This is a genomic window from Brevibacillus sp. NPDC058079 (assembly GCF_042885155.1).
In the GTDB taxonomy this organism is placed as follows: Bacteria; Bacillota; Bacilli; order Brevibacillales; family Brevibacillaceae; genus Brevibacillus.
Genome location: NZ_JBHVSO010000001.1, coordinates 464,102 through 485,960, shown reverse-complemented (window position 1 = coordinate 485,960; position 21,859 = coordinate 464,102). Strand labels below are relative to the sequence as shown.

21 protein-coding genes and 1 pseudogene are annotated in these 21,859 nt (G+C 47.0%); 7 read left to right on the top strand and 15 right to left on the bottom strand.

Annotated features, from left to right (window positions below):
- Positions 1-187 precede the first annotated feature (187 nt).
- Both ACFVS2_RS02540 and ACFVS2_RS02535 read right to left on the bottom strand, forming a co-directional pair.
- A complete protein-coding gene (locus ACFVS2_RS02540; RefSeq protein WP_173617868.1) occupies positions 188-1,345 on the bottom strand; it encodes a serine hydrolase domain-containing protein in 1,158 nt (385 codons plus the stop codon).
- Between the two features lie 552 nt (positions 1,346-1,897).
- Positions 1,898-3,268 carry a D-serine ammonia-lyase gene (locus ACFVS2_RS02535; RefSeq protein WP_390230513.1) on the bottom strand — a complete coding sequence of 457 codons (1,371 nt, stop codon included), beginning with the start codon at positions 3,266-3,268 and terminating at the stop codon, positions 1,898-1,900.
- 163 nt (positions 3,269-3,431) lie between these two features.
- Between ACFVS2_RS02535 and ACFVS2_RS02530 the strand changes: the two genes are divergently transcribed.
- The 3 genes from ACFVS2_RS02530 (at position 3,432) to ACFVS2_RS02520 (ending at position 5,279) form a co-directional block, all read left to right on the top strand.
- Positions 3,432-3,923, top strand: coding sequence for an NUDIX hydrolase (locus ACFVS2_RS02530; protein WP_390230510.1), 492 nt, complete (start codon positions 3,432-3,434; stop codon positions 3,921-3,923).
- An 18-nt stretch (positions 3,924-3,941) separates the two neighbouring features.
- On the top strand, positions 3,942-4,394 hold the full coding sequence (locus ACFVS2_RS02525; protein WP_390230507.1) for a GNAT family N-acetyltransferase: 453 nt from the start codon (positions 3,942-3,944) through the stop codon (positions 4,392-4,394).
- A gap of 84 nt (positions 4,395-4,478) precedes the next feature.
- Positions 4,479-5,279 carry a VOC family protein gene (locus ACFVS2_RS02520; RefSeq protein WP_173617872.1) on the top strand — a complete coding sequence of 267 codons (801 nt, stop codon included), beginning with the start codon at positions 4,479-4,481 and terminating at the stop codon, positions 5,277-5,279.
- Positions 5,280-5,349: 70 nt separating this feature from the next.
- Here the strand turns inward: ACFVS2_RS02520 and ACFVS2_RS02515 are convergent.
- The 4 genes and pseudogenes from ACFVS2_RS02515 to ACFVS2_RS02500 form a co-directional block, all read right to left on the bottom strand.
- Positions 5,350-5,421, bottom strand: a pseudogene (locus ACFVS2_RS02515) (IS3 family transposase); the annotation flags it as partial.
- Positions 5,422-5,598: 177 nt separating this feature from the next.
- Positions 5,599-6,717 carry a YheC/YheD family endospore coat-associated protein gene (locus ACFVS2_RS02510; protein ID WP_390230504.1) on the bottom strand — a complete coding sequence of 373 codons (1,119 nt, stop codon included), beginning with the start codon at positions 6,715-6,717 and terminating at the stop codon, positions 5,599-5,601.
- Positions 6,718-6,776: 59 nt separating this feature from the next.
- A complete protein-coding gene (locus ACFVS2_RS02505) occupies positions 6,777-7,685 on the bottom strand; it encodes an RluA family pseudouridine synthase (protein ID WP_390230501.1) in 909 nt (302 codons plus the stop codon).
- Positions 7,686-7,718: 33 nt separating this feature from the next.
- Positions 7,719-8,066: a thioredoxin family protein gene (locus tag ACFVS2_RS02500; RefSeq protein WP_173617875.1), complete on the bottom strand. Its 348-nt coding sequence runs from the start codon at positions 8,064-8,066 to the stop codon at positions 7,719-7,721.
- Positions 8,067-8,216: 150 nt separating this feature from the next.
- Between ACFVS2_RS02500 and ACFVS2_RS02495 the strand changes: the two genes are divergently transcribed.
- The gene (locus ACFVS2_RS02495) at positions 8,217-8,435 is read left to right on the top strand and encodes a hypothetical protein (RefSeq protein WP_017248177.1); all 219 of its coding nucleotides are present in this window, start codon (positions 8,217-8,219) and stop codon (positions 8,433-8,435) included.
- A 30-nt stretch (positions 8,436-8,465) separates the two neighbouring features.
- Positions 8,466-9,155: a class F sortase gene (locus ACFVS2_RS02490; RefSeq protein WP_390232368.1), complete on the top strand. Its 690-nt coding sequence runs from the start codon at positions 8,466-8,468 to the stop codon at positions 9,153-9,155.
- 28 nt (positions 9,156-9,183) lie between these two features.
- On the opposite strand, the gene ACFVS2_RS02485 is transcribed toward ACFVS2_RS02490, so the two are convergent.
- Positions 9,184-10,071 (bottom strand): LysR family transcriptional regulator, encoded by an 888-nt coding sequence (locus ACFVS2_RS02485; protein ID WP_069845285.1) that lies wholly within the window; start codon positions 10,069-10,071, stop codon positions 9,184-9,186.
- A 113-nt stretch (positions 10,072-10,184) separates the two neighbouring features.
- On the opposite strand from ACFVS2_RS02485, the gene leuC reads away from it, so the two are divergent.
- Together leuC and leuD are read left to right on the top strand one after the other, a co-directional pair.
- Positions 10,185-11,615: a 3-isopropylmalate dehydratase large subunit gene (leuC, locus tag ACFVS2_RS02480; protein ID WP_173617877.1), complete on the top strand. Its 1,431-nt coding sequence runs from the start codon at positions 10,185-10,187 to the stop codon at positions 11,613-11,615.
- On the top strand, positions 11,612-12,196 hold the full coding sequence (leuD, locus tag ACFVS2_RS02475) for a 3-isopropylmalate dehydratase small subunit (protein ID WP_390230496.1): 585 nt from the start codon (positions 11,612-11,614) through the stop codon (positions 12,194-12,196). The genes leuC and leuD overlap by 4 nt, the downstream gene beginning before the upstream one ends.
- Positions 12,197-12,273: 77 nt before the next feature.
- On the opposite strand, the gene ACFVS2_RS02470 is transcribed toward leuD, so the two are convergent.
- From ACFVS2_RS02470 to ACFVS2_RS02435, 8 genes are all read right to left on the bottom strand, one after another.
- A complete protein-coding gene (locus ACFVS2_RS02470) occupies positions 12,274-12,780 on the bottom strand; it encodes a GNAT family N-acetyltransferase (protein WP_390230493.1) in 507 nt (168 codons plus the stop codon).
- A 115-nt stretch (positions 12,781-12,895) separates the two neighbouring features.
- A complete protein-coding gene (locus ACFVS2_RS02465; protein WP_390230490.1) occupies positions 12,896-14,554 on the bottom strand; it encodes an AMP-binding protein in 1,659 nt (552 codons plus the stop codon).
- A 79-nt stretch (positions 14,555-14,633) separates the two neighbouring features.
- Entirely contained in the window at positions 14,634-15,431 is a 798-nt protein-coding gene (locus tag ACFVS2_RS02460) for a phosphotransferase (RefSeq protein ID WP_390230487.1), read from the bottom strand.
- Between the two features lie 64 nt (positions 15,432-15,495).
- On the bottom strand, positions 15,496-15,972 hold the full coding sequence (locus ACFVS2_RS02455; RefSeq protein WP_390230484.1) for a hypothetical protein: 477 nt from the start codon (positions 15,970-15,972) through the stop codon (positions 15,496-15,498).
- Between the two features lie 92 nt (positions 15,973-16,064).
- The gene (locus tag ACFVS2_RS02450) at positions 16,065-16,556 is read right to left on the bottom strand and encodes a YajQ family cyclic di-GMP-binding protein (protein WP_390230481.1); all 492 of its coding nucleotides are present in this window, start codon (positions 16,554-16,556) and stop codon (positions 16,065-16,067) included.
- 20 nt (positions 16,557-16,576) lie between these two features.
- On the bottom strand, positions 16,577-17,365 hold the full coding sequence (locus tag ACFVS2_RS02445) for an SDR family oxidoreductase (RefSeq protein WP_173617883.1): 789 nt from the start codon (positions 17,363-17,365) through the stop codon (positions 16,577-16,579).
- 124 nt (positions 17,366-17,489) lie between these two features.
- Positions 17,490-20,573 carry an efflux RND transporter permease subunit gene (locus tag ACFVS2_RS02440; protein WP_390230478.1) on the bottom strand — a complete coding sequence of 1,028 codons (3,084 nt, stop codon included), beginning with the start codon at positions 20,571-20,573 and terminating at the stop codon, positions 17,490-17,492.
- Positions 20,574-20,577: 4 nt separating this feature from the next.
- Positions 20,578-21,801 (bottom strand): efflux RND transporter periplasmic adaptor subunit, encoded by a 1,224-nt coding sequence (locus ACFVS2_RS02435; protein ID WP_173617885.1) that lies wholly within the window; start codon positions 21,799-21,801, stop codon positions 20,578-20,580.
- Positions 21,802-21,859 lie beyond the last annotated feature (58 nt).

Genomic DNA, 21,859 nt, shown 5'->3' with positions numbered 1-21,859 from the left:
ACTCCTGCTCTCATTTTCAATCGTTTTAAACGAATATTACAAACACGCCATCCTTTCCTATGATTCTACAGAAAGAATAGCGTATTTTTTCATTTTAGGGAGGATTTTGTTTTATTACCGAAATTCCAAAACGGTATATTTTTAACTATAAACACTATAACAAAATTTATCCGGTTTTCCTTTTTGCCTACTTGCTAAATTCCGCAAGTAAAATATTTTTAAAGTTAGCTTTACCCATACTGTTCAAATTGACGGTCAACATATGCTTGCCTCCAAGTGTACCCCCAACAAGAGTAATAAACCCTGGAATGCTACCTGTATGTCCCCATATCGAGACACCGTTTGGAAGCTTAGTTTCATAGATTCCAAGACCATATCCGCTGATTTCAGCACTTCCTGTAGGAACTGTAGTAAGCATTTGTTTTAATTGCGGTTCCTTCAGTAATTTGCCACTGAGTAAGTAAGAGAAGAATTTATTTAAGTCGTCAGCAGTAGAAATCATATCTCCAGCCGAGCTAGCTATACTTGGGTTATAATAAGTAATGTCTTTTAGCTCACTTGCTCCGTCTGGTTGGAAATATCCACGGGCATGATTGGTGCCTGGAATAACGCTTGAATTGCCAGGTAGGAATGTATTCGACAATTCAAGCGGTTCAATAATCCGATTTTCAATCTCTTCTGCATAGCTGTTCCCAGTTACTTTTTCAATAAGGATACCCAGTAATACGTATCCTGTGTCTGAATAAGACCAGCCCTTTCCTGGGGCAAAGTCTGGAGGCAGTGAAAGCCCAATCTTTACTAATTCTTCAGCGGTATATGTTTTTTTTGCATTCATCATGTCAGCGTCTTTTGACCTTAAGTATTCAGCGATACCACTTGTATGGTTCAATATCTGCCGGATAGTAATCTGGTTACCATCATATCCGTTTCCTTGAATGACACCAGGCAACCATTTTTCGATGGAGTCGTCTAGATTCAGGCGGTTCTCTCCGGCTAATTGAAGTACAACTGTTGCAGTGAACGTCTTCGTCACGCTGCCAATGCGAAAGCGAAAATCTGTTTTCATTGGCTCCTTGGTGCTCAGATTCGCTACCCCAGCGGCATAGCCCCATGTTTTTCCATCCTCAGAAGTTTTAGCGAGTATCCCCGGGATTCCAAGATGCAATGTATCCCGCATTGCTTGCTTGACAGAATTACGATCTCGTTGAGTGCTTGTTTGTAACGAACTAGATACATTTTGAGTAGGCTCTGCTTTTACAATTGAGGTTGGCGTTGTGTATAACAGGGAGCTTCCAGCTATTAAAAGGGCCAGACTTGCAAATGTAATTTGACTACGTGTTTTCATAAGCCATTTCTCTCCTCTATTCATATTGCTTAGGTCGTTGCTAACGCCATTCTGTCTTAACATTAAGTCATATCTGTTCCACCTTTCACACCTCGTTATATTTTTATCATACAAAATGAATATCTCTTTTTTCTTACGCATTCCTTACAAATTACTTATGTTTAAAATAGCTTCTATAATAGGGAGAAGGAGCATCTGTGCCGGAAAGTAAATATATGAATCAAAAAGAAACACAGAGGTTTTTCACTTCTGTGTTTCTTTTTTCGTCCTTTACATAGTAAAGACATACAACACAAATGACATTGTGCTGCATTAAACACTCCTAACGTTGTTAAAATCACTTTTGTTTCTACGTCGAAATTTATTTAACCTAGTGCGGTACCCAGGACTCCTCTTGCAGCCGCAACAGATTTCCGAGGTAAGAAGACCGACGTTTATTATTTTCAAGACGCAGAAGACTTTGAAATGAATGGACAAAAGCCCGGAGGAGTGATCCGGGCTTTCCTACAAGGACTTTTTGTCTTCGAACTCATATTGTTTACATAACAAACATTATGTATCTGTACCGATTTTGGCTTCCAGGCCTTTCGCGTAGTACTCATCCTGGATTTTCTCCGGAACCATACTCCCACCCGTCGCCCACACGATGTGGGTCGCCTTTTTCATTTTTTCCGTTAGACCTTGCTTCGCCAAATAGTGACGCCCTGTCTCTTGTTGAAACAATCTAACAGGTCCTGGCATGCCAGCTAATGCAGACGGCTCCAATCGAATGGATTCGTGATCGCGCAAGGCACGCAACAAAGCGTATAGCTCTTCGTCGTCCACTGTAAACACGCCACTCAGTAGGTCCTCCATCATTTTTCCTACAAATCGGGAAGGTCGACCAACTGCCAGACCATCCGCCTCTGTCTTGTTGTCTATCCCGAAATCTTGAACGGTGACTTTGTCATGCAGGCCTGTCATTAAACCAAGCAGCATGCACGGAGAATGAGTTGGTTCCGCAAAAAAGCAATGAACATTGTCCCCATAAATAAGCTTTAACCCGTACGCTACACCACCAGGTCCCCCACCAACTCCACACGGAAGGTAGACGAACAGCGGGTGATCACGATCTACTTTTATTTGTTGTTCCTCTAGCTGTCTTTTCAGTCGTTTTGCTGCTACTGCATAGCCGAGGAATAATCGCTTGGAGTTCTCATCATCGATGAAATAGCAGTTCGGATCGACTTCTGCCTGCTTCCTTCCCTCTTCCACCGCTTTTCCGTAATCCGATGCGTACTCCACAACCTGGACCCCTTTTGCCCGCAGCAATTCCTTTTTCCATGCTTTAGCGTCCGCTGACATGTGTACGGTGACTTGAAAACCGAGCTTCGCGCTGATGATCCCGATGCTCAAACCGAGATTTCCTGTCGAGCCTACCGCAATGGAATAACGGGAAAACAGTTCCCGGAACTCATCCGAGGCCAAAATAGCATAATCCTTGTCCGGTTGCAGCATTTGATGCTTTTGGGCCAATTCTTCTGCATGTGCCAGCACCTCGTAGATGCCACCACGCGCCTTGATGGAACCGGCAATAGGCAAATGGCTGTCGCATTTTAACCAGAGATTCCCCTGTATATCCGCCGCAAAGCGAGACTCTAGGTGCTTTTGCATCTCTTTTATCGGAACGAGTGGGGACTCAATCAGTCCACCAGCTTCTCTCGTCTCAGGAAAAGCCACTTGAATGAACGAGCCAAAACGCCGCAAGCGTTCTTCTGCATCCTGAACTTCCTCTGGCGTAACGGAGAGAGTTGCTTTTGCGATCTCATCATAGCTAGGGTTCGTCCAGAAAACTTCATCCGTCTCCATCATGTTAAGAAGAAGCGGATATTTTGTTTTCCACTCCTCCATTGTTAGCCCTTCCACCTTCTCATTGCTTCCCATCTTGAACGAGCCCCCTCTTCTTCCTTCCACTCTTCTTTGTTATTATAACGAAATATTACGAAACTTCTTGCGGAAAACCAAATAAAAATTACAGATGAATCCACTCATTTGATACAATGGTCGTGTTAAAGAAGTCGACTGTATCAAAAAGGAACGTGATAACATGTATCGCTATACCATATGCTTTCTCAAACATAGAAATGGAATACTCATGCTGAATCGCAACAAATCACCGTTGATGGGGCTATGGAATGGCGTAGGCGGTAAGCTAGAGCAGGGAGAGACTCCACTGAATAGTGTCCTTCGGGAGGTTCGCGAAGAGACGGGCATTTTGCTAGAAACCGCTTGTTACAAAGGAATTGTCTCTTGGCTAGTTGATGGAATAGAAACAGGCGGAATGTATGCATTTCTCGCTCATCTTCCAGAAGACTACGAGCGCTCTCAAACCCCTCAGGTTGTGGAAGAAGGCATACTTGACTGGAAAGAGCTAGCGTGGATCTTGGACCCCGACAATGGTGGCGTCCCAGAAAACCTTCCCATGTTTTTACCATACATGTTGGAAGAGGCTGACCCTTGTCAGCATTTCTTTACGTACGAAAATAACCAGGTTGTCAACTATGAAACAGCTCCATTGCCAAAGCCGGTTACAACTTGAATCGGAGGAGAAACACAGATGGAAATTCGCAAGCTTGCAGCACAAGAACACCCACCAATGGATTTACTCTTATTGGCTGACCCTTCTGTCAGATTGGTGAAAGATTATTTACAAAGAGGTCAATGCTATGTCGTTGTTCTGGAGGGGAGCATCGTAGGTGTCTACGTCTTGATTCCAACCAGACCGGATACGATTGAACTCGTGAATGTTGCCGTCGATGAGGCCCATCAAGGCAAGGGCATTGGCAAAAAGCTCGTTCTTCATTCCATTGAAGTAGCCAAATCTCTCGGTTATAAGACAATCGAGGTCGGCACAGGGAATTCAAGCATGGGTCAGCTCGCCCTTTATCAAAAGTGTGGATTTCGGATGAATTGGATCGATCGGGACTTTTTCTTGCGTCATTATGAGGAAGAGATTTACGAAAACGGGATTCAGGTGGTAGATATGGTTCGCCTCTCTCAAGATATTTGAGAAGTTTGTCTAGAAACAGTGTAAACCGAATGAGTATACATAATTTATATTATGTTATCTTTTTATAGGAAAAGGTGAGGCCAGGTGATCACGCATTTTTCTAAGTTAACCTTACAAACGGTGTCCATCCAAGGGGTACACCAGGTTTACGCAGACCGTCTCGGCTTTCCGATTTCATCTCAATCAGACAAACAGATTACGTTTCAAGTCACACCCGATTTTCGTTTAACCTTTGAAGAAGTGTATGCACCGTTCTCCCCCGCCCATATTGCTTTTCAAGTACCTTATTCCCTATTTCATGAATCAGCGAAAAAGATCAAAGAATCAGGTCTTTTGCTTGTTCGATGGGAGGATGGACATGACATTGATCAGGAAAAAGGGCGGATGAACCTGTATTTCCGCGATGGAGACGGGAATCTTCTTGAGATTATTGCCCACGAGTATGTGTCAGAAGAGGTCGTCGTGCCATCCACTCCCCTGCACATTCTGTATTTACGAGAAGTGGGCTGTCCCGTGGAAAGTGTGCCTGTTTTTACGCAATGGCTAAAATCGAATATAAGCATGAAAACATACGAGGATGGCGAAATTTTTAACTTCGTCATCGGGGGAACGGCACATATTGTAGCCACATGGAAAAACAGGCCTTGGATTCCCATTGCGATGAAAGCGTTACCACCGAAAATGCACGTCACTTTTGGAACACCTGACCAAACGTTCCTGCAAAAAGTGCGGAGACGCTTTGAAAAAAGTAATGTCCTCTTCCATTCGGATGCCCATGAGCTTACATTCGTCCGGGAAGGATACTCGTTTTCTGTTATCCATACACCCGATTACGCCCCTGACATCCCGAGCAAATTGCAATTACCACTTTCTATCTCCACCTAACAAATACAGCGGCAGACGAGGACTGAACTGAACTGCACCCCGTCAAGTAGACAGTACAAATAATAAAAATTTAGGCGGCCTTGGTCCTGAACTCCATCGGACTGAGGCCGTTTAGTTTTGCTTGTAATCGTTCGTTATTGTAAAGGCCTCAATATCTCTCTCAAGTTCCTCAAAAGTATGGTACGTGTGTAAATAGTTCTAGACATGAAAAAGCTCCCCTCACAATAGCAAGCTTTTTATTATTTCGCCTGTCTACCGTATGGGGAGCATATCAGGAACTTCAGACATTGTCCCTGACTGCCGCTGTTCTGCTTTCACACTATCCTCTGGCGACCTTTCTCTTCAAAAGTGGCTCGCGACCTTCGCGTCCTTGTGTTTTTGCAAGGTAGATGGCGTATTCAAGCGGTCGAGTAATGGCATTCTTGTACTGCCCCGTTGCCCCCATCTCCCGGAAAATTTCCCGAGCTGGTTTGGGATTCACTTCGATCAGCCAAGCGTGACCCTCTACATCGATACCAATATCCAATCCAAATTCAACCATCCGTCCAAAATGATCCTCGAGTGTTTCCGCTGTTTGAAAAGCAAGCTGTTCGCAATCACGCACGATCTGCTCAGTGTGCTCCTCCCCAAACCTCGGTCGGAGAAATACCGAAACTGGGATAGCTTTTCCACCGCCATGCAGATTAGAGGTGGCACTGCGTTCTGGCCCCACGCGAATTCCATGACCTGTAATGTTCCATTCACCCTGCCCATTCTTTTGAATCAAGAGGCGCATGTCTACTGCACGCGAAGGAACCAGCTGCAAACGAAGACCTTGCTGAACGATGTATTTTTCCTGTCTCGTCCAACGATCTACCCATCTTTGGGCCGCGGCTTTATCTCTTACTACTGTGGATACTTTCGCCCTTTGCTTATTTCGGCCGAGCAGTCGAAGTTCGTCGCCACGCTTTTCAATCGACAGGATGTTTCGTCCCCCTGTTCCATTCAGTGGCTTTACGTAGAGCAATGGATGCTTGCCGAGCATGTTGACCAGACTTTGGCGGTTGTAGAGGTGGGTCTCCGGAAGCCAGCGATGCATTCTCGGGTCCCGATGCAGCACCTCATGTACACGCCATTTGTTTGCCAAGCGATTGTTTGCATACAAAAAATTACTCGTCCGCCGAAAGGCCACATAGTTCTTAAACGCTTGTGTCGGTGTATAGCGGTATCGGTCAAATACAGCATCTGGACGGTCAAATATCCTTGCTTGCCAGCCGCCATTGCTCCCCGGGATATACCCTCTCACCTGCCTGCCGGCTCCAAGTACATCGTTTGGTGAAAACAAGAAAACGGTACAGCCTAGTTCTTGTCCAGCCTTGAGTAGTCGCCGAAAATAGGTTGGCTCTGCAAAGCGTTTGCCTTCCCGCCAAGTCAAGATACCGATTATGGGTCGTTTCAAAAGACCACCCTCTCTCGTTTCCTCCTTGGCAGTTTATTCAGTCCGTAGTCAAATGGCGATTATCTCAGCTTCTTTTCCAAGTGAAACAGATCGAGTGGCAACGGAGCCGTGACTTCGATGACTTCTCCCCCGAATGGATGCACAAATTTGAGCACTGCTGCGTGCAGCGCTTGTCGTTTAATGAGTTCGCGCTTGCCACCATACAGTTCATCCCCTAAAAGCGGGTGCCCACTATGACTGAAGTGAACGCGAATTTGATGGGTTCTCCCCGTCTCCAATTGACATTCTACTTTCGTAGCTGTTTGAAAACGTTCTATGACCTGGTAATGGGTAATCGCTGGATCGCCGTTAGGTGTGACCCTTCTGCGCGTCCCATGCTTCCGATCTTTTCCGATTGGCTCATTGATTTTCCCGCGCTCTTTGGGCATTTGTCCCGAAACATACGCGACATATGTACGCTTGATTGTGCGCTCACGCAGCATTTCATCTAACAGTGCAGAAGCCCACGCATGCTTCGCGTACAGAACGACGCCTGACGTATCCTGATCCAGCCGATGGACATGGCGGACTTTTGCTTCCAAACCTGTACGGAAAAAGTGCCCCGACACGAGATGATCCAACGTCACATGATGATATCGTTCGGTCGGATGTAACAGAAGGCCAACCGGCTTATTCACGATGAGCAAATGATCATCCTCGTACAAGATCTCCGGAGCTTCACTGGCCGGATCAAGCCCCAATGGCTCAGGCTTGCACATACGCAGGCGAACTTCCTGCCCTGCTTTTCCCACAACATGCTGAGCAACAGGTTCGCCATCCAGTAGTACTTCTTTGTATTGAAATAAAAGATGGACCTGCTTGCGAGGCAGCTTCCACTCTTCGCGCAGCAGGTTCCCAATCGGAATGGCATCATCTTCGTCTCGTAAGTGAGCAACGAGCCATTCTCCTTCTTTTTTCATGAATAACATTTCTGTCTATCTCCCTGTTCTATGTTCATGCAATTACGCTTGCTCGAGTCCTTTACTCACTTGAATCGCACGGTCCAGGAAATGCTCGATCTCCTCACGACTCTTTCCGAGCTTGCTAACGAAGCGAACCAGTTCTTTTCCATTATGGAACGCAATAAAGCTCGGAATCCCGAAGATATCGTACTTTTGGGACAAGTCCGGGAGAGTATCGCGGTTGACTTCAATCATATCTAGTTGTTCTTTGTATTTTTCTTCCACGGCAGGCATGAATGGATCAATGCGATGGCAATCTGGGCACCAATCCGTGAAGAATTTGACAATGACTGGCTTGGCTGCTGCGATTACTTGCTCGAATTCAGCTTCTGTCTTAATTTCTCTCATGTTATCTTCCTCCCAGAATGATTTGGAAATAGTGTACCACAGGCGCGGGCTGTTTGGGACGTTTAGGAGAAACAATTGCCATCACTAACAAAACAACAAACGGAAATCCTATCTGTTGTAAGCCCAAAAATTTAAAGGTAGGTGCTACTCATGAAGAAATTCGCTGCTTTGTTGATGGTTGCATGCTTGGTAACTACTGCAATTCCTGTATCTGCTGCAACACATGACGGTCACAAAAAACACCACAAGGTACAAACAAAAGCGCATCATATGAAGACCAAAGCTCACCATATGAAAACCAAAGCACATAAAGGCAAAGTGCATATCAAGGCTTTGCCGAAAACTGGTATGGGTGGGGCAAGCAATTAAAGGGGGATCTTCCCCTTTTCTTTGCTACTTATGAAAAAACTACTGGGGTTCCTTCTATTCATTAGTTTGGTTACAATTGGTTGCGGTCATACAGCTAAACAACCAGTTGATGCTCCAAAAATCACGAATACCATGCCAAAACCAGCAGGGCCCATCCTTATCAAACAAACGGTTACCGTTTATGGTCCTTCTCTACCACCTCAACCGACGTTCCTTCCTGCCCCTCCTCTTCCAGACGGAATCATGCCCACTCTTCTACATATTCCAAAACTAAAGCTGCAGGCTCGTGTAGAACCGGTTGGCGTTTTACCAAATGGGCAAATGGACGTCCCGAAGGCTTTTGATCGCGTGGGGATTTTGGCGCCATGGACGAAGCCCGGGATGAAGGGGAATGCAGTGATCGCCGGTCATTTCGATCATTACACGGGTCCAGCTGTTTTTTACCATTTGAAAAAACTAAAGCCCGGCGACAAAATCACGGTGCGTGAAGCAAAAGGAAGAACGCTTACCTTCCAGGTTCGCAGAGTAGAAAGCTTCCAGACAGCCGACGCCCCCATCGATCATATTTTTGGGAATGCAGAGCGCTCCCATCTGAATTTGATTACCTGCTCCGGCAAATTTAACAAGAAAACACAGGAACATGCTCGCAGGCTAGTCATCTTTTCCGAACTTGTTCAAAATACAGAGTCGCAAGATAAAAAACCCAGTGTACGCAAATGATTGCGGCGACTGGGTTTCTTGTTTACCTTTATATTTTTCCACCCTGCTCGATGAGACATTGCACAAACGCTTCAGCCGGGCGTGACAGCGGTTTGTCCTTTCGATACGCCACAACGAGTGTGCGAGAAGGTTTGGTTTTTATCCGCACATAAGTTGGCGGTTCGATCGTTCCGGGTGCGAGCGTAATCATTTTCGGCGCAAACGACAGCCCCATGCCTGCTGCAACAAGTGACTGAGCCGTCTGGATGTTCGAGCTCTCAAACACGATTCGCGGTCGGAATCCCGCCTGCTCACAGAGCCGGAGCGAAATCGTGCGGAAGCCTTGTCCTTCTTTTAACAGGATAAAAGGCTGATCGGCTACCTCTGCGAGATCGACTTCTTTCCGTTTTGCGAGCGGATGATTGGCTGGTACCGCCAGAAAGATTTCTTCATTGATCGCGGGGATGATTTCCAGAGACGGATCACTGATGGGCATGGTTAGTAGGCTTACATCAATTTTCCCCCGCACGAGTAGCTGCTCCAAATGACTCGACGTTTCCTCCATCAATTGCAGCTCGACACCGGGGAATTGCTTTGTAAACGTAGGCAACACCCTTGGCAGCACGTACGCCCCTGTGATCGGCAAGCTTCCTACAAGCAATTTGCCACTTTCTCCTATGGCATAAGCTCGCATTTCCCTCTCTAGCCCCTCTGACATGTCGACGAGCGTTTGCGCCACCTGTATGAAGCGCTGTCCCGCATCAGTCAGTTCTACGTGCTGCGGCAAGCGATGAAACAAGCTGACACCGAGTATTTTCTCCAGCTTCGCAATTTGTTGGCTCAACGACGGTTGGGCCAAATGTAATCGATTGGCTGCCCGGGAAAAACTGCGTTCTTCCGCAACAGCGAGTACATAACGAATTTGTCGTAACTCCATATAGACCTCCCGATAGGCAAAAACTATCCTTCTTATAATTATTATATCTTTGAACTATTCTCTTTGCCATGTTACAACCTTGTTAAGAGTTTTTGAACGAAGGAGGAAACATAATGACAGCCCGTACGATGTTTGAAAAGATTTGGGACAATCACATTATTCACGAAGAGGCAGGCAAGCCGAGCCTTTTGTATATCGACCTGCACCTGGTTCACGAGGTGACTTCGCCGCAAGCTTTCGAAGGACTCCGCTTGGCTGGCCGCCAAGTACGCCGTCCAGAGCTTACCTTCGCAACCATGGACCACAACGTACCGACAGCTGACCGTTTTAATGTCAAAGATCCGATTTCTCGTCAACAAATGGAAACCTTGACGGCGAACTGTGCGGAATTCGGGGTAACACTCGCGGATCTGAACAGCCCAGATCAAGGAATCGTCCACGTCATTGGTCCTGAGCTCGGGCTCACACATCCAGGCAAAACAATCGTCTGCGGTGACAGCCACACCTCCACTCACGGAGCATTTGGTGCCCTCGCCTTCGGTATTGGTACCAGCGAAGTGGAGCATGTACTCGCAACGCAATGCTTGCAGCAATCCAAACCAAAAACGATGGAAGTACGCGTAAACGGCGACCTGCCATTCGGTGTCAGTGCAAAAGATTTAATTTTGGCGATTATCGCAAAATACGGAACTGATTTTGCAACTGGCTACGTCGTAGAATACACAGGCGCAGCGATCCGCAACCTGACCATGGAAGAGCGCATGACTGTGTGCAACATGACGATTGAGGGTGGCGCTCGTGCCGGCCTAATCGCTCCTGACCAGACTACTTTTGACTACTTGAAAGGCAAGCGTTACGTTCCGCAAGGGGAAGATTTCCTAGCAGCTGTCGAGGCTTGGAAAGAGCTGTGCACGGACGAAGGCGCTGCGTTTGACTCCTGTGTAGAAATCGAGGCAGCCGAGATCGCACCGCAAGTTACGTGGGGAACGAGCCCTGGTATGGGTACGAACATTACGAGCACAGTTCCAAACCCTGAGTCATTCGAGACAACCGCACAGCGCAAAGCGGCACAAGATGCTCTGGCATATATGGACCTTGCGCCTGGCACTCCTATGAGCGAAATCAAAATCGATCGCGTCTTTATCGGCTCCTGTACGAACGGTAGGATCGAGGACCTGCGCAAAGCAGCTGACGTAGCTAAAGGACGCAAGGTCTCCCCTTCCGTACACGCGATGGTCGTTCCTGGCTCTCAAGCAGTTAAGCAGCTCGCTGAGCAAGAAGGCTTGCACCTCATTTTTCAAGAAGCTGGCTTTGACTGGCGCGAATCTGGTTGCTCCATGTGTCTGGCGATGAATCCAGATATCCTGTCCGAGGGTGAGCGTTGTGCTTCTACCTCGAACCGGAACTTCGAAGGACGTCAAGGACGCGGCGGAAGGACGCATCTGGTTAGCCCGGAAATGGCAGCAGCAGCAGCTATCGCAGGTCACTTCGTCGATGTACGTGAATGGAAAAGCGAGAACGCTAGCAAGGAGGTATTCCAATGAATCCATTTGTCATCCACTCCGGAGTGGTAGCCCCACTCGATCGTGTAAACGTAGATACGGACGCAATTATCCCTAAGCAGTTCTTGAAGCGCATTGAGCGCAGCGGTTTTGGTCAATTCCTGTTCTACGAATGGCGCTTTACTGTCGATGGTGCACCAATCGATACGTTCATTCTGAATACGCCTGCTTACAAGGAGTCTACTGTCCTTCTTGCCCGCAACAATTTTGGCTGCGGCTCCTCTCGTGAGCATGCGCCATGGGCTCTCCTTGATTATGGCTTCCGCTGTGTGATTGCTCCATCCTTTGCGGACATTTTTTACAACAACTGCTTCAAAAACGGCATCCTGCCGATCAAATTGAGTGAAGATCAAGTCGATGAGCTGTTCAATCGTACCCAAAACAAGCCGAACTACCAGCTGACCATCGATCTGCAAGAACAAGTTGTTCGTGACAGTGAAGGCCTCTCCTACCCGTTCGAGGTAGACTCCTATCGTCGTTATTGCCTACTGAATGGTCTCGACGATATTGGAATTACATTGCAGTATGAAGATAAGATCGCTGCATACGAAGCAAGTCGTTAATTTTCCATTCATAGCGTCGCGCATTGAAAAAGCGAAGGCATCCACTATTGTGTGCCTTCGCTTGTTTCTTGTTTGTCCTAAAGAAGAATACACATGTGGCTCTCATCAAAGTATTGATCGCCATTTTTCAGTGCACGCTTTTCTAAAGCGTACGGAATAAAGCCCATTTTTTCATAGAGACGAATGGCAGCCGGATTGGTCGTGACGACAGCGAGCTGTATCGTATCGATGTCTCCCCGCTCCTTTAAGTAGGCTAGCTCTGCCTGCATGAGCGCTTGTGCGACACCCGTCCCGCGATACGCTTCACGCACGTACATGGAGACGATAGAAGCTTTGTGTCTCGCTTTCAGCCCTTTGTGGCGGAAAAAACCGATGATGCCAGCCAGCTGTCCTTCCACAAATGCACCAAAATAGCCGCTATCACCTGACTCCCCTTGAGAAAGTCTTTGCTGCCACTCTTCCATCGATACCTGCATTGCCTCTTCATATGTAGAGCCGAAGGCATCTGAATCTGTTTGCAGCCCTTCTAGTCTAATTTTAATAAGCTCATCTGCATCGTCTGGTCCCAAAAAGCGAACTTCCATTCTAAGCTGCACCTCTCCCATTTTTAATTTCCACTTATCTTAGTCAAGAGTTTCTAGAAAGTAAAGAACTATCTAAAAAAAGCCAGGAACATCTCCCTGGCCCAATAACTTCTTCCTATGCAGTTCCCGTCTGATTGGGGTTGCTTTGCCCAAACAGCTCCAGCGCTTGCTCCCGCAGCTTGAACTTTTGAATTTTGCCGGAAGCGGTCATCGGATATTCATCTACAAACTGTATGTAGCGAGGGATTTTGTAATGAGCTATCTTCCCTTCGCAATAGTTCCGCATCTCATCCTCTGACAACGTTTCGTGAGGCTTAACCCGAATGCACGCCAATACCTGCTCGCCGTATTTAGCATCAGGTACACCAACAATCTGGACGTCCAACACTTTTGGATGCGTATAGAGGAATTCTTCCACTTCACGTGGATAAATATTTTCCCCTCCGCGAATGATCATGTCTTTAAGCCTACCAGTAATCCGATAGTAGCCTTCCTCATCGACGGTTGCCAAGTCTCCGGTATGTAGCCAGCCTTCATGATCAATCGCCTTCACTGTCTCCTCTGGCATGTTGTAATAGCCTTTCATGACCAAATATCCTCGGGTGCACAGCTCTCCTTGTACACCTGGCGGCAAAATGTCACCTGTCGCCGGATCGATGATTTTTGCTTCAACCTCTGCATGGAGACGACCGACAGTGGATACTTTTCGCTCGAGGGAATCCTCTGGTACGGTCTGTGTAATGACGGGAGAAGCTTCTGTTTGTCCGTACGCAATCGTAATGTCACGGATTCCCATTTGATCGACAACCTTCTTCATGACCTCAATCGGGCATAAAGAACCAGCCATGATGCCTGTTCGCAGCGAGCTCAGGTCACGCTCGGCAAACGTTGGATGGTTCAATTCAGAAATAAACATCGTGGGTACACCGTACAACACCGTGCAGCGTTCGGCTTCCACAACCGCAAGTACCAAGCCGGGATCAAAGGCGATGACAGGAACCATCGTCGCACCGGTTGCTACACATGCCAACGTCCCCATCACACAACCAAAGCAATGGAAAAACGGAACCGGAATACACACCTTATCCTCTAACCCGAGCCGCTGACATTCCGCTACCTTGATGGCATTGTTGACGATATTGACATGCGACAGCATGACTCCCTTTGGAAAACCAGTCGTCCCGGATGTGTACTGCATATTGATGACATCATCAGGTGAGAGCGTCTCCTGACGCGCGATCCGCTCTTCTTCCGTGACCCATGCAGCACGTTCGAGCAAATCGCTCCACAAAAACATTCCGGGTTGTCGCTCATTCCCTAGATAGATCACATTTTTTAAATGCGGAAGCCTTTCCGATTGTAGCGCTCCAGGTGCACATGTCTGTAACTCCGGGCAAATCTCTTGAATCATCGCGAGATAATTCGCATCGCGATAGGAATCCATTAAAAGAAGCGTCGTCGACTCTGATTGACGCAGCAAATATTCTAGTTCATGTACCCGGTAGCTCGTATTGACCGTTACCAGTACACCGCCCATTTTCGCTGTGGCATATTGCGAAATTACCCATTCTGGCACATTCGTTGCCCAAATCGCGATATTTTCCCCTTTTTGAATGCCAAGCGACATAAATCCCCGCGCTGCCTGATTGCATATCGCTTGAAATTCCCCAAACGTATAACGAAGCCCTCGTTCGTGATAAACCAGCGCTTCCTTTTCCTGATGCTTACTGGCTGTGTCGTCTAACATGTTGCCGATTGTGGTCATATGAATCATACAAGCACCCCCAAAACATTCAGACTATTCTGTAGGATTCTTCTTTTACGCCACAATCCCTTCTTTTTCCGTTATCGTCCTATATCCATTCGTTCTTGTGTTCCTTGATAAATGCGATGTCTTCTTGATAGTGAAGAATATGACCTTCTTCGACCATCTTTTGAAAAGCAGCATCGCCTTCACTAGCTTTTCTGGCAATGGTTTTGCATAGTCCTTCTAAACGAAGCAAGACCATTTCTAGCGTGCCTTCCTTCATTTCCATCCCGTACGATTCAAAAAACAAGGCCACTCGCTGTTTTCGCTGTTTGGCATGCAGCAGTGGTTGGTATTGGATTTTTTCTCCGGATTCAGTTAAAGAAAATCTACTCAAAGGCACGCAGGTATAGAGCGTATAGGCGATATCCCAAAGTCTTGGACCCGGAGCCGCTAAATCAAAATCGATAATGCCAATCGGTAATTGTCGATGGAAAATGATATTGTATATAGCAAAGTCGTTATGACAGATGACCTCACGCGGGCCTGGAGTGTGATCCAACGACTGCCACTGGTCATCGAAAGGAAAATCACTCACAGAATCATGATAAAGCCGAAGCATTTTCGCAATTTCTTGTAACGCTTCGTCTGCATGCATATATTCCTTCCAAGGATAATGACCAGCCTCTCCATCAATAAAGGACAGGATTTCTCTCCCCTTTTCATCCATACCTAAAAATTTCGGCGCATACGGATAGCCTTTTCTTTCCAAGTGCTTCAATAATTCATGGATGTTCTTGCTTCCTGGCTTTACTTCCCTTCTGACTGTATTACCAGAACGGAAAACGTTCGTTACGTTTCCGCCCGCTAACAATTCTTCGCTCGACGATGACGATTTTGACATATCAGGAACGCCCCTTTCTTTTGACGAAAAAAGAAAGCGTCCCAGTTGTGGAACGCCATCTCCTTTACTGCACGACGATTTTTTTCGTAGCCTCTACCTTGTATGGCAGGTGGTTGCTGTAGTTGAGCTCTACGCGAATTTCATGCTCTCCCTTGGGCAACTTTTTCAGTAAAAACTCTGGTTGATAAATCATCCCTTTTGGTTCACCATTCAGGTATAAATGTGCGTGTCCTTCTCCAAAGACTGGAGCCTCGGCCAATTCGCCATTCTCCTGAACAAACGTGAAGTTCTCTGTAAGCAAGGATACTTCTGCCGTCGTCCCCTCCATCTTAACCTCCATATTCAGCGCCGGCTTTTCTGACCCTGCTGGCTGGTTCATGGGTGCCGTCGCTGTAACAGAAGTAGTTGGATCTGACGGTCGATAAGAGTCAGAGACGCTCAGAGGGTCTTTGACCAGAAGTACGATGCCCGCCACCAGTACTACAAGAAAAACAATTCCGCCCAAAATGAGATTGCGCATACTGATAATAAAGACCTTCATGTCTCTACTCTCCCTTTCGCAAGTGCTTGTCACTTATTTGTACATGCATATGCGAGAGTGAAGAGAGTTAGAAGCAAAAACTTTTCTAGTAATTAGCGGTAGTTAATAAATTGTACTTCCAACGGCAGATCAGCCTTGCGAATCGTGTTGATGATTTGCTGTAATTCATCTTTGCTTTTTCCCGTCACGCGAATTTGATCGTCTTGAATCTGTGTTTTCACTTTGAGTCCTGTATCTTTGATGATGCTGTTGATCTTTTTCGCATTGTCTTTGTCGATCCCCTGCACCAGCTTGACACGCTGACGGACAGTACCGCCCGCTGCTGGTTCAATCTTTCCGTAGTCGAGGTTTTTGATTGGGACATCCCGTTTGACGAGTTTGCCGAGCAAAATATCTTTTACCTGACTGAGTTTGAAGTCGTCATCGGAGCCGAGGACGAGCTCTTCCTTATCCAAGGAAATGCTGCTCTTGCTCCCTTTGAAGTCAAAGCGATTTTCTATTTCTTTTAATGCGGTCTGAATCGCATTGTTCACTTCGGACAACTCTACTTTGGACACGATATCAAATGAGCTCTCTTTACTCAAAGGAATTCCCCTCTCTTTTATTAGATCGCTCGGATCAAGCCACCATCGACGAGGAAGGATTGACCTGTCACGTAGCTGTTTGCTGGCGAAGCCAAGAACGTCACCATGCGAGCAAACTCGTCAGGCTGACCGTATCTGCCCAATGGGATTTGCTTCTCCCAATTTCCCCTTACTTCCTCTGTACTGATGCCCTTCGCCTCTGCGGTAAGCCCATCCAGTTGTGCCACCCGATCCGTCGCTATTCTGCCAGGCCCGATGGTGTTAATCAGAATCCCATCTGGTCCTAGTTCTGAAGAAAGCGTTTTGGAGAGGCCCAATACCCCAGTACGAAACGTATTGGACAGAAGCAAATTCTCAATTGGCTGTTTAAAGGACGAGGAAGCGAAATTGATGATTCTTCCAAATTGGTTCGCTCGCATATGAGGCAAAACAGCACGAATAGCACGTACATAGCTGAGCAAATTTAGCTGGAAGGCTTGCATCCACTGTTCGTCAGTGAGCTGATCGAATCTGCCTGTCGCAGGCCCACCCGAATTGTTGATTAAAATATCGACGCTGCCAAAATGCTTGACCGTTGCTTCGACAACTCGCTTTATGTCTTCTTCCATCGTGACATCCACTGTTACGGCAAGAGGTGACTTTCCAGTAGCCTGTTCGATCTCAGCACGAACGATTTCCAGAGCAGCTTCATCTCTACCGCATATCGTAACATTCGCTCCTTCTTGGGCGAGGCACTGCGCTGTTGCCTTCCCCAATCCTTTTGATGAGGCGAGTACTAGAGCCGTTTTTCCTTGCAAAAATAGATCCATGTGCATGCTCCTTTCATGGTTCACTCATGTATGTATCTTGATCTCTTTATTCTACAGAACTTTCAGACGAAGGAAAAGCAAAAGAGAAGGGGTGCAGCACATACTCCCCTTCTCTTGCAAATCACTATACCTCTGTCGGAGGTACGTTCTTATCTTTGTTTTGTTTTGCTTCGCGCTTCGCCTGGCGAGCCGCTTTGCGCGCCAGTCTTCTTTCCTTCGCCCCCTCAAACAGGGAGTACAGGACTGGTACGAGCACCAGTGTCACGATCGTGTGGAAAATCAAGCCGGAGATAACGGCTGTTGCGAGTGGCGCTTCCAAATCAGAGCCTTCCGCCATTGCAAGACCCATCGGTAGCATCCCGAGAATCGCCGTCAGCTTCGTCATGATAACGGGACGAATACGTTCCTTCGTTCCTTGGATAATCGCCTCTGCGGTTTCCATTCCACGTTTGCGCAGCAGGTTGATCCTGTCGATCAAGAGGATCGCATTGGATACGACGATCCCGACAAGCATGATAATCCCGATCATCGCCATTTCACCGAATGTCCGCTGCGTAAGGACGAATCCAAGTACAACACCGACCAAGGCCATTGGAATCGTCAGCATGATGATAAACGGTTGGGACATCCGCCCGAACTGGGCAACCATGATGACGTAAATCAGAGCCAGAACCCCCAGGAATACGAAGATCCCCTGGCTCATATTCGTGCTTTGCTCTTTTAGCTTACCGGCGATTTCTACTTTATATCCTGCTGGTACAGGTACGGTTGGCAATTTCTCATCTAGCTCACGGCCTACTGCCCCTAATTCACTTCCCAGCATCTCGGCAGAAATCGTAACGATGCGTTCGCCTTCTTTACGCTCAATCGTGATCGGAGATTTACTGTACTCGATATCTACCAGGTCTGCCAAAGGCACTGCTGCTCCGTCTTTCGATGTCACCATAATCGTTTTGAGCTGATCCGGGTGCTTCAGCCAGTTATCCGGCATCTTGGCAACGACGTCTACTTCGATTCCATCTTGTGTGATGGACGTAATTGGTTGGCTGCCAATTAACACGCTCAGTTGTTGCAAAAGGGAACGGTGATCTACATTCAGTCTGGTAAGCGCTTCTTGTTTTGGCAGCAACGTAACTTTTTCTTTTCCTTCTTTAAAATCGTTGCGAATGTTGGTGAGCCCGTTGATCGTGCCAAGCATCGCTTCCAGATCGGTTGCGACCTTCTGCATGACTTCCATGTCATCCCCGTAAACTTCCAGTTGGATCGGACCGCTTCCGCCTTGTTGTCCGAAAGACATGGAGACGGATTCGATTCCTGGGGTCGCATTCAGGCGCTTGTTAATATCCTCGTTCAAAGCGTCCTTTTCACGTGTTCTGTCCGTTTTCGGAATTAAGGAAATGAACAATGTTGCTTCTTCCTTGGAAGTAAAGAAGAATACATCCTTGATTTCCGGGATCTCCCGCATAGATGTTTCTGCGGTGACGGCTGCTTTTTGAGCTGTTTCCAACGTAGTACCGATTGGCATTTTCATAGTAACAAAGACGATATTTTCATTGGGGTTAATTCCTTGACCCATTTTCATAAAAGGTGTGAGGAAAGCGGAACCAACCAGCAATGCTACTGCGAGTAAAACCGTTTTAACCCTATGCTTGATCGCTACATGTAAAATGCCGCTGAATACGCGAATGATAAAGTGTTCCTTGCCTTCTCCTTCTAGCGAAACGTGCTTATCCTTCTGCAAGAAGCGATTGGAAAACACGGGAACGAAGAAGTAAGCAGCGATCGTCGATGCAATAATGGCAGCGGATACCGTAAAGGCGATTGTAGCCAAAACTGGTTTCAGCCAATCTTCAAAATCCGCAAAGACAAGTGGCAAAAAGACGATGATGATCGTGAGCTGCGAGGTGAACACAGGTGTTAAAACTTCTCTCGTTCCTTTAATAATAGCCTGCTTCAGCTCTTCGCCCTTTTCCCGGTAGTGATAGATACTTTCCAATACGACGATGGCCGCATCGACGATCAAGCCGACTGACAAGCTAAGTGACAGCAAGCTGATCATATCAATGTTGTAGCCTGCGAGTTTCATCGCGATGAACGTCATGAACGCAGAGAGCGGCAGCGTCGTAGCAATGACGAGTGTGACCCTCCAGTTGCGAAGGAAGACGAACAAGATGATGATCGCAAGCGCCCCACCAATCATGACATCCCGGCTGAGGTTGCTCACGGCATGCTCAACAAAGGAAGCTCCTTCGAACATGACTTTGATGTTGTATTTGCCGTTTGCATCTGTGTTAATATTGCGAACGACTTCTTCTACTTTCTTTTGTGTCGTGATCAAGTCATAGCCGTCTGCCCTCGTCACGCTGAGTTGAATAAACACGGAACCGTTTGTCAAGGCGACGAAGTCTTTTACCTTTCCACGCAAATCTTCAATTTGTGCCAGTTGATTCAGAGAAACGGTTCCTCTCGGTGTATCAATTGGCAGTGCCTCTATTTCCTGCGGGGTCTGATAAGTATTGTCAATCATGACAACTGTATCAAATCCCGTGTTCTCCAGTGTACCAATCCCTTGCTTCCAGTTTGTATCCTGAAGCTGTGAAATGATGGCCGCTGGCGTTGTTTGATAGGCATTCAATCGCTGTGGCAAAAAGGATATGGTAATTTTATTCTCGAAGCTTTTCTGTTCTACGATTACTTCCTTGACTCCCTCGACTTCTTCAATGCGGTCCTTGATTGAAGTTTTTGCCAAACTCAGCATGGTCTTCGGCTCTGCTCCCACGACGGCAAAATCAATCATTTGATCACTACCCATATTGCTCTGGAAGATATCTACAGAGTCAACGGCTTTCGGAAAACCGTTTCGGAGACGGTTAACGGCATTTTGTACATCTTGCTTAACCTGCTCGCCTTTTCCTTCATTTGCAGAAACATTGATTCTGACAGAACCTGCACTTGTTGAAGAAGAGTATTTTTTAATATCATTAATCGATTTTAGTTCTTGCTCTACTTTCTTCGTTACTTTTTCTTCCATCTCTTCTGGTGGCAGTGCACCACCGGAAATTCTTACGTAAATATCAGGGAAGTTCGTCTTTGGAACGAGTTCGATATTAAAGCTGAATAAGGACCCCAAACCTGCAATGACGAGCAAAAATGTAAACAAGTAGACAATTAGCTGTCTTTTCAGCAAAAAGAGAATCATTTTGTTCATGCAACTATTCTCCCTTCGCCTCTACTTTTTGCCCTTCGACGTAGAATGTAATTCCACTGCGCAGGAGTTGGTCGCCTTCTTTCACTCCAGATACGATTTCGATGGAGTCTCCGACCAATTGACCGGTCTTCACGGGTTTTCTTACAGTCAGTCCATTCTCTACTGCCATCACGTAATGGTCTGTTTGACTCACGCCGACACTTTCCAGCGGCACGAGGAAGCCATTCACTTGGCGCGGCACCTCAATCGTCGCGGCCATTCCTCCACGCCAGTAACCATCTGCATTCGGAATCGTGATCTCAACGCGATATTTACCTGTATCCTTGTTCACAACTGGAGAAATAAAGGCAATGGTTCCTTCACTTTTCTTTCCATCGTCAGATAACGCCTGCACCTTCGTTTTTTCATGGAACTGACTGATCAAATCATTAGAAACATCCAAGGTTACCTTCACTTCGGACAGGTCGACGAGGCGAATGATTTCCTGACCTGGAGACACCTGCTCACCAATTTGCAAGTTCACATCGACGACTGTTCCTGCGAATGGCGCCTGAATTTTCGCATCATCCAAGCTCTTCTTCGCACGGTCTACACCGCCAGCAGCAGCTTTAATCGATGCGTTGGCAACCATGACATCTTCTGGTTCCGCTCCTTTTTGCAGCTCATTCAGAGACAGCTGAGCGTCACGCAGTGTAATCTCTGCTTGCGTAACGGCCCGTTTACTCGCATTTATTTCGTTTTGCGAAATGGCTCCCCCAGCAAAAAGCTTCTCACTTGTTGCGAGATCCTGCTTTGCTTTATCCAGACTGTCCTGCGCACTTTTTACCTGCAGGCGCTTCTGCTCAATTGCTTCTGCTGTCGCTCCCTTTAGCGTCTTGATTTTCCTCGCTGCTGCTTCCTCCACCTGCCCCTGTGCCGCAGCAATTTCTTTTTGATGGTAACGGGTATCCAATGTGGCCAATAACTGACCTTGCGCGATTTTTGCACCTTTGGTCGCGGAGATCGCTGAGATCGATCCGCCTGTACCAAACGACAACACCGCGTCCCGCTTGGCTTCCACCATCCCTGTGACTGCGAGCATCACTGGCTTTGTTGCTTTTTGTACCTTTACGACCTCTACTACCTTCGCCTTTGCCTCTGTCTGCTGCGGGGCCTCTGGTGCTGGGGCTGAACAACCTGCTGCGACCAACATTACCGAAGCCAGAATAATCGATGCCCGTTTTTTCACAAGAATTCCTCCAAATTTTCACAATCATTCCTCATGGCGTAATTGTGCCAGTTTTTAC

Bases quoted from the DNA above. Each gene is read 5' to 3' on its own strand.
- ACFVS2_RS02540 (WP_173617868.1), bottom strand. From the start codon at position 1,345: ATGAAAACACGTAGTCAAATTACATTTGCAAGTCTGGCCCTTTTAATA.
- ACFVS2_RS02535 (WP_390230513.1), bottom strand. From the start codon at position 3,268: ATGGGAAGCAATGAGAAGGTGGAAGGGCTAACAATGGAGGAGTGGAAA.
- ACFVS2_RS02530 (WP_390230510.1), top strand. From the start codon at position 3,432: ATGTATCGCTATACCATATGCTTTCTCAAACATAGAAATGGAATACTC.
- ACFVS2_RS02525 (WP_390230507.1), top strand. From the start codon at position 3,942: ATGGAAATTCGCAAGCTTGCAGCACAAGAACACCCACCAATGGATTTA.
- ACFVS2_RS02505 (WP_390230501.1), bottom strand. From the start codon at position 7,685: ATGTTATTCATGAAAAAAGAAGGAGAATGGCTCGTTGCTCACTTACGA.
- ACFVS2_RS02500 (WP_173617875.1), bottom strand. From the start codon at position 8,066: ATGAGAGAAATTAAGACAGAAGCTGAATTCGAGCAAGTAATCGCAGCA.
- ACFVS2_RS02495 (WP_017248177.1), top strand. From the start codon at position 8,217: ATGAAGAAATTCGCTGCTTTGTTGATGGTTGCATGCTTGGTAACTACT.
- ACFVS2_RS02490 (WP_390232368.1), top strand. From the start codon at position 8,466: ATGAAAAAACTACTGGGGTTCCTTCTATTCATTAGTTTGGTTACAATT.
- ACFVS2_RS02485 (WP_069845285.1), bottom strand. From the start codon at position 10,071: ATGGAGTTACGACAAATTCGTTATGTACTCGCTGTTGCGGAAGAACGC.
- leuC (WP_173617877.1), top strand. From the start codon at position 10,185: ATGACAGCCCGTACGATGTTTGAAAAGATTTGGGACAATCACATTATT.
- leuD (WP_390230496.1), top strand. From the start codon at position 11,612: ATGAATCCATTTGTCATCCACTCCGGAGTGGTAGCCCCACTCGATCGT.
- ACFVS2_RS02470 (WP_390230493.1), bottom strand. From the start codon at position 12,780: ATGGAAGTTCGCTTTTTGGGACCAGACGATGCAGATGAGCTTATTAAA.
- ACFVS2_RS02465 (WP_390230490.1), bottom strand. From the start codon at position 14,554: ATGATTCATATGACCACAATCGGCAACATGTTAGACGACACAGCCAGT.
- ACFVS2_RS02460 (WP_390230487.1), bottom strand. From the start codon at position 15,431: ATGTCAAAATCGTCATCGTCGAGCGAAGAATTGTTAGCGGGCGGAAAC.
- ACFVS2_RS02455 (WP_390230484.1), bottom strand. From the start codon at position 15,972: ATGAAGGTCTTTATTATCAGTATGCGCAATCTCATTTTGGGCGGAATT.
- ACFVS2_RS02445 (WP_173617883.1), bottom strand. From the start codon at position 17,365: ATGGATCTATTTTTGCAAGGAAAAACGGCTCTAGTACTCGCCTCATCA.
- ACFVS2_RS02440 (WP_390230478.1), bottom strand. From the start codon at position 20,573: ATGAACAAAATGATTCTCTTTTTGCTGAAAAGACAGCTAATTGTCTAC.